The following is a 15,555-nucleotide window of genomic DNA, read 5'->3' on the forward strand; positions in this document are numbered from 1 at the left end:
TTCATGGGTATTAAAGCAGGAGATCAAATCACAATTGTTGACGTTACAGATGCATATTCGGTGATATTAACATCAGAGGCATATACCTTTGTTGGTAACACAAGTGGCGTTGCATCAGGAGCAACATGCACCACTCAGGCAGTAGCATTCTGTGGGACAAATCAATGTTCCTCAGTCTCGGTAACCGCTGCTGATATCGCGTGTCCTACCGGTATTAGTGCTAGTATTACGGGAAGCGGAACCAAAGCTGTAACAATCACATTCACGACAACAGCTACCGTTGCATCAGCTTGCGAAGCTACAATTCCGGTAGTGGTTGATGGCATTACGGTTAACAAGATTTTCTCATTTGCAGTGGCGAAGCAGGGCGTTCAGGGTAATACTGGTGGTACGGGAGCACAGGGACCTCAAGGACCCGCTGGAACATCAGTAACAGTAAGTTCTCAATCGGTGACATATCAAAAAAGTAGTAACGGAACTACTCCTCCTACCGGAACATGGAGTACAAGTGTTGTTTCTGCTGATGTTGGTGGTTATTTATGGACAAAAACTGTAGTCAATTATTCTGATGGCAAGTCAACAACATCATACTCAGTTGCATATCACGGAACAAATGGTACTCAAGGACCCGCTGGAACATCGGTAACGGTAAGTTCTCAATCTGTAACCTATCAAGCAAGCACGAATGGAACTACAGCACCTACTGAAACATGGGGGACTACGCTACCAACTGTTCCACAAGGATCATATTTATGGACAAAAACCGTTGTTACCTATTCCGATGGTAAGTCGACGACAGCGTACTCAGTTGCTAGGCAAGGAGCTAATGGCGAAGATGCCATCACAATGAGTATCACAAGCTCGAATGGAACGGTATTTAAAAACAACTCAGGCTCAACCGTATTGACCGCACATGTATATAAGGCCGGGATAGAACAGACAATCACGGACGCTGGTGTATGTGGGACACTCGGTTCAGTCAAGTGGTATAAGGCGGGGAGCACGACAGCTGTCGCAACAGCGAAAACACTGACGGTATCGGCCTCAGATGTCGCAAATGCTGTCGCTTATACCTGTCAGCTGGAGGGGTAATGCATGGCTATTAAAGCCAGTGCTACAGTAACACTCACCTTTGTGGTAGATGTTTCGGCAGTGTACCGATACTACAGGCTGCAGGCATCTACAGCATCTGCGCCCGCAAAGCCTGCCACGAGATCTCCTGCCGGGTGGGTGAGTACGGAGCCTGCATATACAGCGGGCAGTACTAACAGTCTTTATACGGTTGATCTGAATGTGTTTTCCAATGGTACGTTTGCGTATTCTGAGGTTTCAAAATCTTCCAGCTATGAGGCGGCAAAAGCGGCGTATAATAAGGCGGTGGCTGCGGGAGAGGCGGCGGAGGATGCAAAAGCAGCAATTACAATATCCAGTACGGCACCTACGAATCCTGTGACAGGGCAGCTTTGGCAGACAGCATCAGGGGAGCCGATCATGAGGTGGGATGGAGCGAAATGGGCACTGCATTTCATATCGGTGGACAATCTGAATGTGGATACTCTGAGTGCAATTACCGCGAATCTCGGGACAGTAACTGCGGGGATGGTCGGAAATAAAGATGGGACGGTAGTATTTGATGTGGACTCCGGAACAATTATGTCAAAAAGTTTCGTCAATGGCGAGCTGCGTTATGTAGCGAGGCTGGATAAAGCTTCACTGCAATTTGAAAGTTATTCTAGTCTACATTTGGCGGGAACGTTATCCATTACGGCCGAGTCGGGCTTGGTATACACTAATAGCAGCAGTGGGAAAACAATACGTTTGGGTTTTGGGGAAGGTAACGAAATCACAGTAAATCAATACCCTATCCATGGTGCACCGCCTATTGATGGTGATTGTAACACTTTGATCAGAGGTGGAAGATATTATTTAACCGTTGGGAGTAAACACTGTCCGGTGAATACGGGAGGATGGCTTGAAACCGTGGATTATTACGATAATGCACAGTATTGCTATCAGCGTTTTGCGGCATGTACTGGGAAAAATTATCAGCGATTTATGATTGCGGGGGTCTGGGGATCGTGGGAGGATATGAGCTATAGTGCGAATAACAAATCCCTTTGGAGCAGCAGTGCGGCTTATTACATGTCGGCGTCACATTCGATTAAACTTTCAGAACCAATATCTGCACAAAAAACGGGAATTACGCTTATCTGGTCTCCGTATGTGAACGGGGAGGTAACAGACAATCAGTTTGTCGATATATTCATACCAAAGCAGCAGGTGGCGAGTTTTCCGGGGAACGGTATAACATGCAATCTTGCATCAAGTACGTTTAGTAAAGTAGGCACAAAGTTTTTGTTTATTTCAGATGATACAATAACCGGTCACTCTCATAATACGGCAGCGGGCACGAAAAATGGTATTACTTATGATAATGGATATTGGGTGCTCAGAAAAGTGATTGGATGCTGATAAATCGTATGTTCGTAAAAAATGAGAGTGTAGATAGAAAAGTGGAGCAAGGAAATGCATAGATACCAAGAGCAAGACCGCGAAGGTCTTATTTTTATGCAAAAAATCAAGTAGATTGGGAGGGATGCCTATGATTGCGGAAATGGTTACAAGTGCAACATTGAAAGACTGGATTCTGTGTCTTGTCATATCGTTGCTTATTTTGTGGAAAGTCTGGCCGGATATATCGAACCGGGTGAAAAGTGCGTTCAACACGGCCCGGTACGGTGCTGATCTGGTGGACATGGTCGAGGAACATGAGCTGGCCATAAACGGGGCAGGTGGAATCCAGGAGAAGCTGGAGCGAGACTATGACCGGATCAACAAGCTGGAGAGCAAGGCGAAGATCAGCCTGGAGGAGAATGAACTGATCATGAAGTCGATGCTCGCGATATTAAAAGTAATGAACAAAATGGAACCCAGTGAGGATACAGAGCAGGTGCAGGAAGAGATTGTTGAGTTTATGAACCGGCAGTCTCACAGGGAATAATGGAGGTAGAAAGATGAGTAAACAGTGGTTAAAAGCGGCCGGAGTAAGGGCGATAAAGACAGTGGCACAGACGGCGGTGGCAACAATCGGATCCGCGGCAGTGATATCCGGTGTAGATTGGCGAGTGGTTGTATCAGCGTCGGTTCTGGCTGGAGTATTGTCTCTGCTGACCAGCGTGGCGGGGCTGCCGGAATTGACAGACAAATAGAATGTGCGACGTCGCACACAGAAAGAAGGTGAAATCATGGGCGAAAACGAGCAGGTAAGTGTAGAGGAACTGGTGGAAAAGCTTGAAAAGGAGCAGAAGGAGCAGGAGGGCAAGTAGCATGAGTATATGTGGTGGGATTGCCGGTACCCGTGGCAGAAACCCGGTTGGAATATTTATCCATAACGATGCAGGCGGACAGTTTCTAAATGCGTCCTATTGGGCAAATGCGTTGGAGAGCGGCGGACATGATCTAAATAATGGATTTGCCCATGCCTACGCCGGTGATGACGGCGTAATCCAAGTGGAAGATGATGCGAATTGTGCATGGCACTGTGGGCAGTCGGAGGGAAATACGAATTATCTGTCGATCGAAGTGTGCCAGAGCATGGGGGACGCAGAAACATTCCTTGCGAATGAGGAGCGTGCTCTGCAGTGGAGTGCACAGAAATGCAAGCTATATGGAATCGTACCGAATGAGCAGACCATTCGCCTGCACCAGGAGGTGTATGCCACGGCGTGCCCTCATAGGAGCGTGGAGCTTCATGGAGGAGCGATGGCAACGAAAGCGTATTTCATTAAGCGGATAACGGAAATCATGAGCGGCGGAGCAGCGGCGGGAAAAATGGAAGGAGAAAAAGAGATGAGATGTTTTTATACGATAGATGGTGGAGCAGGGGTGTACTACTTTGATGGATTCAAGGTGCATGCACTTACACACCCAGACGAATTGAAAATAATAAACGAGGTGTACAAGGCAAATAATGGTAAGGACATGCCGAGTTTCAAGTGGACGAAAAAGGCTCCATGGTATAAGCGTTTGATTGAAGGTACAAGCAGGTAAAGCGGCTATTTTAGTACACTTCTTTAAACGTCGTACGTAGATTCCCTTGACTGGAAGGACTATGGCGCAGATTCCATTATCCAGACGGTCTGCGAACACAAGAACCTGGATAACGGCGCAATCATTCTCTGCCATAACGGAGCAAAATTTACAGCACAGGCGCTGGATGCAATGCTAAACGGACTGGAGGAAAAGGGATATCAGATTGTGCCGGTATCAGAACTGATTATCAAGGACAATTATCATATGGATGTAACGGGGAAACAGATTGCAGATTAAGTGGATAAATTGTTAAATGAAATGTTAAATATAAAAAACAAGGTGGTGCATAGAAAACAAATGTGATAATATTAGTGTGACTATTTTCAACGTCCTTAAGCATTCCCGCATTTCCGACACACAGAGTACCGTGTGGCAGGGTGGGGAGTCTCTTTATCACGAGGGACAAAAGGAACGACGCGGCCGGACGGGAAGAGGATAGCTGTACCGGCAAAATAAAAGGCTTTGAGTACATTGGCGGGGAGATGCCTTTGCTCAGCCTGGAGATATAGGAGAAAAACCATGATACAGATATTAAAAACAGACAACGGCATAGTGTCAGTCATTGATAAGCCGGAAGACGGAACATGGATTAACATGGTTGCGCCGACGATAGAGGAAAGTGAATGGGTTGCGAGTCTTTACGATGTGGATGTAGATGACATTCGGGCCGCACTGGATGATGAGGAGAGTTCGCGACTGGAATTGGAAGATGGCTACACGCTGCTTCTGGTGGATATCCCGTTTGAGGAGATGCGTAACGACAGACGGGCGTACACTACAATTCCACTTGGTATCATTCTGGTAAAAGATGCAATCATCACTATCTGCCGGGAAGAAAACAGGGTATTAAGTAAATTTTTAAAAGGAAGAATCCGGGAGTTCAGCACGAAGAAGCGGATGCGGTTTATATATCAGATTCTTCTGCGATCTTCCAATGTATACCAGATTTATCTGCGTGTCATCGATAAGCAGAGAACAGACATCGAGCACAGAGCCGGACGCAATGAGACAGAAGATGACGACCTGATCGCTCTTCACGAGCTGGAATCCAACCTGGTATATTTTGCAACGTCGCTGGGGGCGAACCGGTCCGTGTTTGACCGGCTGACGAGGTACAAAAGAATCAGACAATATCCGGAAGACATGGAACTTCTGGACGATGTGATCGTGGAGAACAAGCAGGCCATTGAGATGACGAATATTTACCGTGACATCATTCATGGTACCCGTGATCTGCTGTCGACTATTATCAATAACCGTCTGAATAACGTGATGAAATATCTGACGTCCATCACGCTGGTCATGGCAATTCCGACCATTATTTCAGGAATCTACGGGATGAATGTGAGCGGGAAATGGATGCCGCTTGCGGAAACGCCGCATGGTTTTCTGATTATCTGTATATTTACAGTGCTGGCGTGTGTGATTGCACTGATCATCCTGAAGAGAAGAAAGATGCTGTAGAGCAGATTCGGAGTATCCGGCAGGATTGCGGAGCACTCCAGATGTAAGATGCCAGCAGGCTGACGAACACTCGCAGCAATGATGCCAGGGCATAATAGAATATGAAACATAGAGATGAAAAACAAGAGATATGATGGGGCGGGTGAAACCGCTCCCTATCATATCTCTTATTTTTACATTATTTTTATTTATTTCCCGCAAATGGCATCCAGAATCCGTACTGCGACCTCGTCCTTGGACAGCAGTTCCAGCGAAATCTCGTCCTCCGCTGTGATCAGGGTCACGACATTGGTGTCTGTCCCGAAACCGGCACCTGCGACCTTCAGGTTGTTGGCGACGATCATATCAAGATGTTTCTTTTCCAATTTCTTTCTGGAGTTCTCCAGCATATTTTCGGTTTCCATTGAAAATCCACACAGGAACTGGTTCTCTTTTTTGTGTTCGCCCAGATATTTCAGAATGTCATCCGTGCGCTCAAGCTCGATGGCGAAGTTGTCATCCGTTTTTTTGACTTTTTCCGTGCTGATATTCTTTGGACGGTAGTCGGCGACCGCGGCGGCTTTGATGATGATATCTGCGTCCACAGCTGCTGAGGTGACTGCGTTGAACATCTCCCGGGCGGTGGTGACTGGAACCACATCGACAAAGGCAGGAGCCTTGATGGAGACCGGTCCGGATACGAGGGTGACATCTGCGCCCCGCAGCGCGGCAATCTTAGCAATGCTGTATCCCATCTTCCCAGTAGAATGGTTGGTGATAAAGCGTACCGGATCGATAGATTCGGCGGTGGGACCGGCGGTGACAACCATCTTTTTCCCCAGCAGGTCCTTCGTCAGTGCACACGCATGAAGAATATACTCCATGATGTCCACCGGTTCCGGCATCTTACCGGCACCGGTGTCTCCACAGGCCAGACGTCCGGTCGCCGGAGTCATGACGGTCATCTGGTACTGTGCAGCGAGGGCCAGGTTGTCCTGAGTGACGGGATTCTGGTACATGCGTGTATTCATGGCCGGGGCAAGGATCTTGGGACAGGTACATGCGAGCCACGTGGTGGTCAGCATATCGTCGGCAAGTCCGTGAACAATCTTGGCAATGACATTGGCCGATGCCGGGGCGAGTACTGCGACATCCGCTTTCTGGGCCAGAGAGACGTGCTCCACGCTGAATTCAAAATTTCGGTCAAATGTATCCACAAGACACTTGTTGCCGGTTAAAGTTTCAAATGTGACAGGATTGATGAAATTTGTTGCATTTGCTGTCATGATCACATGAACATCCGCATGTGACTTCACCAGAAGACTGGCGAGTGCGGCACTTTTGTATGCGGCGATGCTTCCGCTTACGCCTAAAAGAACAGTTTTGTTTTTTAACATAGGTAAGAACTCCTTATCAAATGGTTTCTGGATTGTCAGAACTATAACTGCATTATACGATACACAATGAAAAAAAACCATAGAAAATGTAAGCCAGCCTAAAAGTGACGGCCCGAAAGCCGGTCCTTTCTGAGCCTTCCTGTCGGCATATTCAGGTGGAAGAACAGACAAAAAACAAATAAAAATGTATTATTTGGGAAACATTTCTTTTTAATAGAAATATTTTGTGGTATACTTGCGCAGTAATTGTATTGTATCCTGCTGAGCGGGAATGATAACAAGGAGGAAAATTAAATATGAGAAAAGAAAAAAAAGACACTCGTTGGATGGTCAGTGTTGCACTTATGGCAGCCATCATCGTCGTGCTGGCGAACACGCCGCTCGGCATGATACAGCTCCCGATTATTAAGGCGACAACGGTACATATTCCAGTCATTATCGGTGCGATTCTGTTTGGCCCAATGGCCGGCGCGGTCTTAGGCGGCGTATTCGGAATCTGTTCCCTGGTCAGCAATACCATGGCACCGACTTTACTGTCCTTTGCATTTTCACCGTTTATGAGCACAACGGGATTTGCCGGTGTGGCAAAAGCAGTCTGGATCTCTGTCGGATGCAGAATCCTGATTGGTGTGGCGGCAGGATGGTTATGGATTCTTCTGCAGAAGCTGAAACTGAATCAGTTGATTGCACTTCCGATCACAGGCTTTGTGGGATCCATGGTCAACACGGTCACGGTGATGGGCAGCATCTATTTCTTATTTGCGCAGCAGTATGCGCAGGCGAAGGAAGTTGCGGTCAGCGCAGTATGGGGGCTGATTATGGCGACGGTTACAGCGTCTGGTATCCCGGAAGCAGTTGCGGCGGCGATACTGGTGACAGCGCTTGGAAAGATATTGATCGCGGCAGTACAAAGGAGCAGATAAATTCCGTGCTGTGAATGAGAAATAAGATATGAAAAACAGAGAACTTACGCCGGATCTGGCAGAGCGGACGGTTCCTGATAAAAACAAGTAAATTTCAGCTATAAAAAACAGGCAGTTTCTTGACAATTACATAGAGTTTCTTTATAATATGGTAGAATAAACAAGGGCGTTTTCACGGGATGAGAGCGCCCATTTTTAATTGTCCGCGTTCATCTGTGGAAACGGTCTGGTGTGGTATGTAAATGAAGGAGGTAGTACAATGAGTAAGTATACAAAGGAAGATATTCTGCGAATTGCGGAGGAAGAGGATGTGGAGTTCATCCGTCTGCAGTTCACGGATATTTTTGGAACGATGAAGAATATGGCTGTCACGATCAGTCATCTGGAGAGAGCGCTGAACAATGAGTATATATTTGACGGCTCATCCATCGACGGGTTTGCAAGCATCGAACAGTCCGATATGTTTTTATATCCGGACCGGGATACATTTGAGATTTTTCCGTGGCGTCCACAGCAGGGGAAGGTTGCGAGACTGATCTGCGATGTCTATTCGCCGGATGGAACCCCCTGCGATAATGATCCGAGATATGTGCTGAGAAAAGCAGTGAAACAGGCGGCAGATATGGGATACAAACTGAATGTGGGGCCGGAGTGTGAGTTCTTTATGTTCCATACGGATGAAGCCGGTCTGCCGACCACCATGTCCCATGAACAGGGAGGCTATTTTGATCTGGGACCGCTTGATCTCGGGGAAAATGCGCGGAGAGACATGATTTTCACTCTGGAAGATATGGGATTTGACATCGAGGCATCGCATCATGAAATGGCGCCGGCGCAGCATGAGATTGATTTCCGATATGACGAGGCACTGAAAACGGCGGACAACATCATGACCTTTAAGCTTGTGGTGAAGACCATCGCGAAGCGTCACGGACTGCATGCTACGTTCATGCCGAAGCCTAAGACAGATAATCATGGGTCCGGAATGCATCTGAATATGTCTCTGAGCAGAGATGGAAAGAATATCTTTGAGGATGCCGATGATGTGAACGGACTGAGTCAGGAAGGATATTACTTCATCGGAGGAATCATGCAGCACATCAAGGCAATCACCTGTATTGTTAATCCGTCTGTAAATTCTTACAAGCGGTTTGTTAAAGGATTCGAGGCACCGGTGTACATCACCTGGTCTGCGAAGAACAGAAGCCCGCTCATTCGTGTACCGGCATCGGCGGGGGATGGAACCAGAATTGAATTGCGAAGTCCAGACACTTCGGCCAATCCGTATCTTGCGATTGCTGTCTGCCTGGCGGCGGGCCTGAAGGGAATCCAGGAGAAGATTGCACCGCCGGCCAGTGTGGACTGCAATGTGTTCGAGATGACGAAAGAGGAGAAGAAAGCTCTGGATATCGAGGCGCTTCCGGGAAGTCTGCTGGAGGCAGTCCGTGAGTTCGAAAAGGATGACTTTGTGCGCAGCATTCTGGGCGAGGAGCTGTCACATAAGATTATAGAAGCTCAGAAAAATGAATACAAAGAATTTCGTTCACAGGTTTCCCAGTGGGAGTTGGACAGGTATTTGTTTAGAATGTAAGCACTGATCTGTATAATTTGGAACCGGGGGCAAAAGGTTATTCGTTTCATGCGTGAAAACACATGACTTTTTGGTCCGCAAAACATGGAATAGCGGGGAAAATACAGGAGGTGTGAGCGTGAGCAATATTATTGTGGTTTTTCCAAAAAAGGAGAACGCAACTAATATTCGAAATTTGTTGGTTCGAGGCGGCCTTGAAGTGAATGGGGTGTGTACGACAGGCGCGCAGGCAATCAACTTCGCTGACACAATGCACGAGGGGATTGTGGTGTGTGGATACAAAATGACGGATATGATGTATTCCGAACTGCGGGAATATCTGCCCGCATCATTTGAGATGCTGTTGATAGCGTCCAGAGACAAGTGGGGAAATGGACTGGTGGACGGGGTAGTCGGACTTCCAATGCCAATCAAAGTCTACGATCTGATGAATACGATGGAAATGATGCTTCAGACGGCATATGTGCGAAGGAAGAAGAGAAGAGAAGCGCTGAAAAATAGAAATCCTGAGCAGAAGGCAATCATTGACAAAGCGAAAACGTTGTTGATGGAGCGAAATAATATGACAGAGGAGGACGCACATAAGTATTTGCAGAAGAGCAGTATGGACAGCGGAACCAACATGGTGGAGACGGCACAGATGGTGCTGACGATCATGATATAATGTACGCGACAGCAAAGAGCAGTGCCAGCAGGTAACGACAAGTGTTTACGTTGTGCTTGCACATAAGTAAATACTTGTCGTTATCTGCTGATAGGGCGAAAGCCCGCGAGTGAGATGAAGCAGAGCGGAATCGAGCGGCACAGCGAATGGCAAGCGTGAATCTGTACTTTAATTCATGATAGAATAATAGTTGAGGAGAAAGAGTATGAAATTTACAAAAATGCAGGGAATCGGAAACGATTATGTATATATGAACTGTCTGGAGGAGACGGTGGAGGATCCGGCGGCGCTGGCAGTCCAGGTCAGCGACAGACATTTCGGAGTCGGCTCGGACGGACTGATTCTGATCAATCCATCCAAGGTGGCAGATTTCGAGATGGCCATGTACAACGCAGACGGATCCCGCAGTGAGATGTGTGGGAACGGAATCCGCTGTGTTGCGAAATATGTGTATGATTACGGTCTTACGGATAAGACCAGTATTTCAATTGAAACATTGGCAGGAATCAAGTATCTGGACCTTACCGTAGAGAACGGCAAGGTGTCTCTCATCAAAGTTGATATGGGCAGTCCGATCCTGGGGGCGAAGGAGATTCCGATTATTTCCGAAAATGACCAGGTTGTGTCAGAGACGATTCTTGTGGACGGCACAGAGTACCGGATGACCGGTGTCTCCATGGGCAATCCTCACGCAGTGGTATATATGGAAGACGTGACAAATCTGGACATCGAGAAGATTGGCCCGAAGTTTGAAAACCACGAGCGCTTTCCACGTCGCATTAACACGGAATTTGTGCGCGTGATCGACCGGAAAACAGTGGAGATGCGCGTGTGGGAGCGTGGCGCAGGGGAGACCCTTGCCTGCGGAACCGGTGCCTGTGCAGTCGCAGTGGCCTGCATCCTGAATCATCTGACAGAGGATGAGGTCACAGTGAAGTTATTAGGCGGAGATCTGATCATCCAATGGGATCGGGAGAAAAACAAAGTATACATGACCGGCCCCGCAGTTACTGTGTTTGATGGGGAATTGTACTAACAAGTAAAGCAAAAGGAGAATACGTATGTTTAAAGTAAATGATGATTATTTAAAATTGCAGGGAAGTTATCTGTTTTCTAATATTGCGAAAAAAGTGGCGGCGTTCACAGAAGCAAATCCGGATGCGCCGATCATCCGTCTTGGAATCGGCGATGTGACGCAGCCGCTGGCCCCGGCGATTATCGACAGCCTTCACAGTGCGGTAGACGAGATGGCAGCAGCGGAGACATTTCACGGCTATGCACCGGATCTTGGATATGAGTTCCTGAGAAGTGCAATGGCAGAGAATGATTACAAGGCTCGCGGATGCGACATCAAGGCGGACGAAATTTTTATTTCGGACGGCGCAAAATGCGATTCCGGAAATATCCAGGAAATTTTCAGCAGAGACAATAAGATTGCTGTTTGTGATCCTGTATACCCAGTTTATGTGGACACCAATGTAATGGCGGGGCGCACAGGCACTTACGATGCAAAGAAAGGAATCTGGAGCGATGTGATCTACATGCCTTGTACGGCTGAGAATAATTTTTCGCCGGAACTTCCGACTTCTACACCGGATCTTATTTACCTGTGTTTCCCGAATAACCCGACCGGTTCGACCATCACGAAGGACGAACTGCAGAAATGGGTGGATTATGCGAATAAAGTCGGCGCGGTTATCATCTACGATGCCGCATATGAGGCCTATATCTCAGAGACAGATGTGCCGCACACAATCTATGAGTGCGATGGCGCGAGAACCTGTGCGATCGAGCTGAGAAGCTTTTCTAAAAATGCAGGGTTCACCGGAGTCCGTCTCGGTGCAACTGTAATTCCGAAGGATCTCAAGAGCGGAGACGTCATGCTTCACACTCTGTGGGCAAGACGCCATGGAACAAAGTATAACGGGGCACCTTACATCGTGCAGAGAGCCGGTGAGGCTGTCTATTCAGAGGCAGGAAAAGCGCAGCTGAAGGCACAGGTGGCATATTATATGGAGAATGCAAAGATAATCTATGAAGGTCTGAGAGACGCCGGCTACAGTGTGTCAGGAGGCGTGAACGCGCCGTATATCTGGCTGAAGACACCGGTTACGATGACTTCATGGGAATTTTTTGATTATTTGCTTGAGAAAGCAAATGTAGTCGGTACTCCGGGATCAGGATTCGGACCGAGCGGAGAAGGCTATTTCCGTCTGACTGCGTTTGGATCACATGAGAATACAGTGGCTGCAATCGGGCGCATCAAAGCGCTGTAATTGCAGTACTTGCAAATACTTTCCAATAGAAAACCAGTGCTGTTTCTTCGGATACGCCCTCAGTCTGTTTGACAGGGCGGGATATCAGGAAGAAGCGGCACTGGTTTTTTCTTTGATTTATGAAATTAATATACAAAAAAGATTGACAATACGTATTATTACGTATAATATAGTTTACAGGGTGAGTTTATGTTGAATAAATTGTACTATCCGGCGGTGTTTTCTGTAGAAGGCGAGGATGGTTTTGGAATCAGATTTCCGAATTTCCCGGACTGTGCTGTAAGTGGAGACAGCATGGAGACAGGGTATGAGCGGGCATCTAGAGTGCTTGGCGAGATTCTGGAGGGATTAGAAACAGCTGGGGATATGATACCAAAACCTTCTATGCCGCAGGAGATTGCACTGCAAAAGGGAGAGTTTGTAGTAGTAATTGAATTTGATATGTTAGAGTACAAGAAGAGGACGAGGTCCAAGGCGGTCAAAAAGACCCTGAGCATCCCTTCCTGGCTTAATGAAGAAGCAACTGCAGTGGGGGTAAATTTTTCCCAGATTTTGCAGGATGGACTTTTACGCGTATTAAATGAAAAAAGTTGTTGACATTTGTGGAAAGTTTGATATAATATCATTTGTACGGTTCATCCGGAACCGAGCAAATATTGCGGATTGGTGTAATGGTAGCACATCGGACTCTGACTCCGCTAGTAGAGGTTCAAATCCTCTATCCGTAGTTTGTGTTTATGATTTAAGTCAGAAATCATAAGAGACTGGTTTTTGGGATTCCGTTATCATGGAATCCTAAAAATATGTTGAAATTGAAATTTCGGAGTGTGGCTCAGCTTGGTAGAGCGCTACGTTCGGGACGTAGAGGTCGCAAGTTCAAATCTTGTCACTCCGATTTCACCCCCATTTTATGGGGGTTTTTGTTATTTTAGGAATGAAAAAAAGTTGGTCGGTTTTGGTCGGGATTATCCAGTGTGCCTTTACTTTGTAAGTCAGAACTGGCTGTTTTTCGGAGTTTGGTAATACTGCCACCGTTCAAACCGTTTTCTCTACGCAGTCTTGTCATGCAATCGGTAATATTTCTTGCATAGGTGTAACTTCCGTTGCCGTCTGTGAAAATGCAATCACATAAAATCCCATGTTCCTCTTGTACATTCTTGATGTAGCTGAAAAATTTACGACATGTTTCTTTACACAAGTCCACCCATTCGGACACCTCTACTAATTGGAACTGTCTCTTAAAAACCATTTGGGATAGTACAAGTTGATTTTTAGAGTGGTAGGTGTGCCGTTGATTCGGTTGTGTTCTGATTTGATTTTCTGAATGGTATTGTTGATTTTGAAGTATTTATAAACAATTACCTTTAATTGCGTGTTTCGACTATCTTGATTGCTGGTGGACATACTGTTAGTGATGTGATATTCGGGCAGTTTCGTGTAACAGTAGATTCCAGTTAGTAAGCAGAGTGTTAAAACTATTATAATGATTTTTCTTTTCATGTGTACACCTCATTTAATCAGGATAACTATATAGCACATCACTATACAGTGAATTACTATATAAAGATTTATTAAATATACTTTATGTAGAGGTGATGTGTATGAATTATGGGCATTTGGAATTGAGAATAGAAGAACTGCTACAAGAAAAAGGTGTCAGTAAGAATACCATTTGCAAAGAACTGGATATACCGCGGTCAAACTTCAACAGATATTGCAGAAATGAATTTCAAAGACTGGATGCGAACCTAATCTGCAAACTGTGTGATTATTTTGAATGTGAAGTTGGAGCATTGATTCGTTATGTAAAAGAATAGTAGATTGTTAATGGTAATGGCATTGAATTGATAAAAGGTGTGTGGAGATGCGAAAGTCTCTCATGCCTTTTTCTTGTGCATTTTGTGGAATTGAATTATACTGTGATTGTAAGTGCTTAACAGGTTTGAAGTTGCGGAGGTGTGTAATGGGAAATATGGTTGGCTCTATCATAATGTGTATTCTGGCGATTGCCTTTTTTTTAATTAGCTATCGACAATTCAAAGAAAAAGGATTTATATTTAACAATGCGTATATTTTTGCCTCAAAAGAAGAACGAGAATCAATGGACAGAAAACCGCTTTACAAGCAATCTGGCATAGTTTTTCTTTTGATTGGAATAACTTTTTTGATTATCGCAATTGATATAATAATTCAAACGGGTTGGTTGTATTATTGTGAATTAGTAATCATAGCAGGGACAATGGTATATGCCATTATTTCTTCTGTGAAGATAGAAAAGAGAACAAAATAAATCCCAGTTTGTCAAATAAAGAAATAATAAACTTAGAAGCCACTCACAGATTTGCCTAATACACGGTGAATTTTTGATTATGAAATTCGAGGAATATGAGTAGTGTATGTTATCTTTTCATAAAAGCAATATAGCCCTACAATATTCAAATTGAAGAGCTATGATATAGATTTAAAATAACGGATATACAAGTTCTCCGTTCTGACCGATTGGGTCACTTGTATATATTGGTATATGGTTGGGATTCGGTTGGGTTTCCAAAATGGGTCTTATAAAGCCTATAAATGCGTTGTTTGTAGAACGTAGAGGTCGCAAATTCAAATCTTGTCACTTCGATTTACCCCCATTTTATGGGGGGTGTTATTTTATAGAAGCAAAAAAGTTGGTCGGTTTTGCCTGAAGGAAATTTGGATTTGACAGTAGAAAGTGGGATTGTTATGAATTTTATCAACAGTAGAAAATTTTCATGTGCAATTTGTGGTATAGGATGTTTGATTGCAATTATAAGCTTTTTTTTCTTGCCTAATATTATTCCAACTCATTTTGTGGGTGGAGTTGCAGATGGCTTTGGAAATAAAATACAGATATTCTTATTTCCTGCGTTACAAATGTTACTTACTTTTTTGAGTGGAAAAGAAAAAATAAAATATTATATGACACACTCAAAAAGATTTTTAACGGACAACCAGTTTCAGTGGATGATAGGCGGGGTACTTATAATTGTGATGATGGCAGAAGTATGGGTAATATATTCTTCGTTTGCATAAAATCCACGCATATATATTTTGAAAACAATGCTGACGCATTCTCGTTACTTTAGTTGTGAGTTAGTCAGCATAAAATAATTAGGTGCCTTCCGGCACTTGAGGATTTTATTCA

Annotated in this window: 16 protein-coding genes, 2 tRNA genes and 1 pseudogene; 18 read left to right on the forward strand and 1 reads right to left on the reverse strand. The window is 45.3% G+C overall.

From position 1 onward, the window contains the following. The first annotated feature begins 3 nt into the window (after nucleotides 1–3). The 7 genes and pseudogenes from BUB85_RS13385 to BUB85_RS13415 all read left to right on the forward strand — a co-directional run bounded on the left by BUB85_RS13385 (nucleotide 4) and on the right by BUB85_RS13415 (nucleotide 5,556). Nucleotides 4–1,092 (forward strand): hypothetical protein, encoded by a 1,089-nt coding sequence (locus tag BUB85_RS13385; RefSeq protein ID WP_073111353.1) that lies wholly within the window; start codon nucleotides 4–6, stop codon nucleotides 1,090–1,092. Nucleotides 1,093–1,095: 3 nt separating this feature from the next. Next, nucleotides 1,096–2,472 (forward strand): pyocin knob domain-containing protein, encoded by a 1,377-nt coding sequence (locus BUB85_RS13390; protein WP_073111356.1) that lies wholly within the window; start codon nucleotides 1,096–1,098, stop codon nucleotides 2,470–2,472. 130 nt (nucleotides 2,473–2,602) lie between these two features. Continuing rightward, nucleotides 2,603–3,001 (forward strand): hypothetical protein, encoded by a 399-nt coding sequence (locus tag BUB85_RS13395; protein WP_073111358.1) that lies wholly within the window; start codon nucleotides 2,603–2,605, stop codon nucleotides 2,999–3,001. Nucleotides 3,002–3,014: 13 nt separating this feature from the next. Beyond that, nucleotides 3,015–3,209, forward strand: a complete 195-nt coding sequence (locus tag BUB85_RS13400; RefSeq protein WP_073111360.1) for a holin — start codon at nucleotides 3,015–3,017, stop codon at nucleotides 3,207–3,209. A 118-nt stretch (nucleotides 3,210–3,327) separates the two neighbouring features. Next, nucleotides 3,328–4,050 (forward strand): N-acetylmuramoyl-L-alanine amidase, encoded by a 723-nt coding sequence (locus BUB85_RS13405; protein WP_073111363.1) that lies wholly within the window; start codon nucleotides 3,328–3,330, stop codon nucleotides 4,048–4,050. Between the two features lie 36 nt (nucleotides 4,051–4,086). Further along, a pseudogene (locus BUB85_RS22465) lies at nucleotides 4,087–4,329 on the forward strand (polysaccharide deacetylase family protein); the annotation flags it as partial. Between the two features lie 282 nt (nucleotides 4,330–4,611). Continuing rightward, nucleotides 4,612–5,556: a magnesium transporter CorA family protein gene (locus tag BUB85_RS13415; protein ID WP_073111365.1), complete on the forward strand. Its 945-nt coding sequence runs from the start codon at nucleotides 4,612–4,614 to the stop codon at nucleotides 5,554–5,556. Between the two features lie 188 nt (nucleotides 5,557–5,744). Here BUB85_RS13415 and coaBC read toward each other — a convergent pair whose 3' ends face one another. Beyond that, the gene (gene coaBC / locus BUB85_RS13420) at nucleotides 5,745–6,932 is read right to left on the reverse strand and encodes a bifunctional phosphopantothenoylcysteine decarboxylase/phosphopantothenate--cysteine ligase CoaBC (RefSeq protein WP_073111367.1); all 1,188 of its coding nucleotides are present in this window, start codon (nucleotides 6,930–6,932) and stop codon (nucleotides 5,745–5,747) included. A 296-nt stretch (nucleotides 6,933–7,228) separates the two neighbouring features. Here coaBC and BUB85_RS13425 point away from each other — a divergent pair, with 296 nt between their 5' ends. The 11 genes from BUB85_RS13425 (at nucleotide 7,229) to BUB85_RS13485 (ending at nucleotide 15,443) form a co-directional block, all read left to right on the forward strand. Continuing rightward, nucleotides 7,229–7,855, forward strand: a complete 627-nt coding sequence (locus BUB85_RS13425) for an ECF transporter S component (protein ID WP_073111369.1) — start codon at nucleotides 7,229–7,231, stop codon at nucleotides 7,853–7,855. Between the two features lie 259 nt (nucleotides 7,856–8,114). Further along, nucleotides 8,115–9,446 (forward strand): type I glutamate--ammonia ligase, encoded by a 1,332-nt coding sequence (glnA, locus tag BUB85_RS13430; RefSeq protein ID WP_073111371.1) that lies wholly within the window; start codon nucleotides 8,115–8,117, stop codon nucleotides 9,444–9,446. A 118-nt stretch (nucleotides 9,447–9,564) separates the two neighbouring features. Continuing rightward, nucleotides 9,565–10,110, forward strand: coding sequence for an ANTAR domain-containing response regulator (locus BUB85_RS13435; protein WP_073111373.1), 546 nt, complete (start codon nucleotides 9,565–9,567; stop codon nucleotides 10,108–10,110). Between the two features lie 205 nt (nucleotides 10,111–10,315). After that, nucleotides 10,316–11,146: a diaminopimelate epimerase gene (dapF, locus tag BUB85_RS13440; RefSeq protein ID WP_073111375.1), complete on the forward strand. Its 831-nt coding sequence runs from the start codon at nucleotides 10,316–10,318 to the stop codon at nucleotides 11,144–11,146. A 25-nt stretch (nucleotides 11,147–11,171) separates the two neighbouring features. After that, nucleotides 11,172–12,386, forward strand: a complete 1,215-nt coding sequence (locus BUB85_RS13445; RefSeq protein WP_073111377.1) for an LL-diaminopimelate aminotransferase — start codon at nucleotides 11,172–11,174, stop codon at nucleotides 12,384–12,386. A 189-nt stretch (nucleotides 12,387–12,575) separates the two neighbouring features. Continuing rightward, nucleotides 12,576–12,983, forward strand: a complete 408-nt coding sequence (locus tag BUB85_RS13450; RefSeq protein ID WP_330392324.1) for a type II toxin-antitoxin system HicB family antitoxin — start codon at nucleotides 12,576–12,578, stop codon at nucleotides 12,981–12,983. A 60-nt stretch (nucleotides 12,984–13,043) separates the two neighbouring features. Further along, a tRNA-Gln gene (locus BUB85_RS13455) sits at nucleotides 13,044–13,114 on the forward strand. Nucleotides 13,115–13,207: 93 nt separating this feature from the next. After that, nucleotides 13,208–13,281 (forward strand) — tRNA-Pro (locus tag BUB85_RS13460). A 706-nt stretch (nucleotides 13,282–13,987) separates the two neighbouring features. Continuing rightward, nucleotides 13,988–14,203 carry a helix-turn-helix domain-containing protein gene (locus BUB85_RS13475; RefSeq protein ID WP_073111381.1) on the forward strand — a complete coding sequence of 72 codons (216 nt, stop codon included), beginning with the start codon at nucleotides 13,988–13,990 and terminating at the stop codon, nucleotides 14,201–14,203. Nucleotides 14,204–14,349: 146 nt separating this feature from the next. Then, complete coding sequence (locus tag BUB85_RS13480; RefSeq protein WP_073111383.1) at nucleotides 14,350–14,676, forward strand: DUF3784 domain-containing protein; 327 nt, start codon at nucleotides 14,350–14,352, stop codon at nucleotides 14,674–14,676. 413 nt (nucleotides 14,677–15,089) lie between these two features. Beyond that, complete coding sequence (locus tag BUB85_RS13485) at nucleotides 15,090–15,443, forward strand: DUF1648 domain-containing protein (RefSeq protein ID WP_330392325.1); 354 nt, start codon at nucleotides 15,090–15,092, stop codon at nucleotides 15,441–15,443. Nucleotides 15,444–15,555 lie beyond the last annotated feature (112 nt).

It is taken from the genome of Hespellia stercorisuis DSM 15480, assembly GCF_900142165.1.
Taxonomy (GTDB): Bacteria; Bacillota; Clostridia; order Lachnospirales; family Lachnospiraceae; genus Hespellia; species Hespellia stercorisuis.

Coding starts and splice junctions, on each gene's coding strand:
- BUB85_RS13385 (WP_073111353.1), top strand. CDS start 4: ATGGGTATTAAAGCAGGAGATCAAATCACAATTGTTGACGTTACAGAT.
- BUB85_RS13390 (WP_073111356.1), top strand. CDS start 1,096: ATGGCTATTAAAGCCAGTGCTACAGTAACACTCACCTTTGTGGTAGAT.
- BUB85_RS13395 (WP_073111358.1), top strand. CDS start 2,603: ATGATTGCGGAAATGGTTACAAGTGCAACATTGAAAGACTGGATTCTG.
- BUB85_RS13400 (WP_073111360.1), top strand. CDS start 3,015: ATGAGTAAACAGTGGTTAAAAGCGGCCGGAGTAAGGGCGATAAAGACA.
- BUB85_RS13405 (WP_073111363.1), top strand. CDS start 3,328: ATGAGTATATGTGGTGGGATTGCCGGTACCCGTGGCAGAAACCCGGTT.
- BUB85_RS13415 (WP_073111365.1), top strand. CDS start 4,612: ATGATACAGATATTAAAAACAGACAACGGCATAGTGTCAGTCATTGAT.
- coaBC (WP_073111367.1), bottom strand. CDS start 6,932: ATGTTAAAAAACAAAACTGTTCTTTTAGGCGTAAGCGGAAGCATCGCC.
- BUB85_RS13425 (WP_073111369.1), top strand. CDS start 7,229: ATGAGAAAAGAAAAAAAAGACACTCGTTGGATGGTCAGTGTTGCACTT.
- glnA (WP_073111371.1), top strand. CDS start 8,115: ATGAGTAAGTATACAAAGGAAGATATTCTGCGAATTGCGGAGGAAGAG.
- dapF (WP_073111375.1), top strand. CDS start 10,316: ATGAAATTTACAAAAATGCAGGGAATCGGAAACGATTATGTATATATG.
- BUB85_RS13445 (WP_073111377.1), top strand. CDS start 11,172: ATGTTTAAAGTAAATGATGATTATTTAAAATTGCAGGGAAGTTATCTG.
- BUB85_RS13450 (WP_330392324.1), top strand. CDS start 12,576: ATGTTGAATAAATTGTACTATCCGGCGGTGTTTTCTGTAGAAGGCGAG.
- BUB85_RS13475 (WP_073111381.1), top strand. CDS start 13,988: ATGAATTATGGGCATTTGGAATTGAGAATAGAAGAACTGCTACAAGAA.
- BUB85_RS13480 (WP_073111383.1), top strand. CDS start 14,350: ATGGGAAATATGGTTGGCTCTATCATAATGTGTATTCTGGCGATTGCC.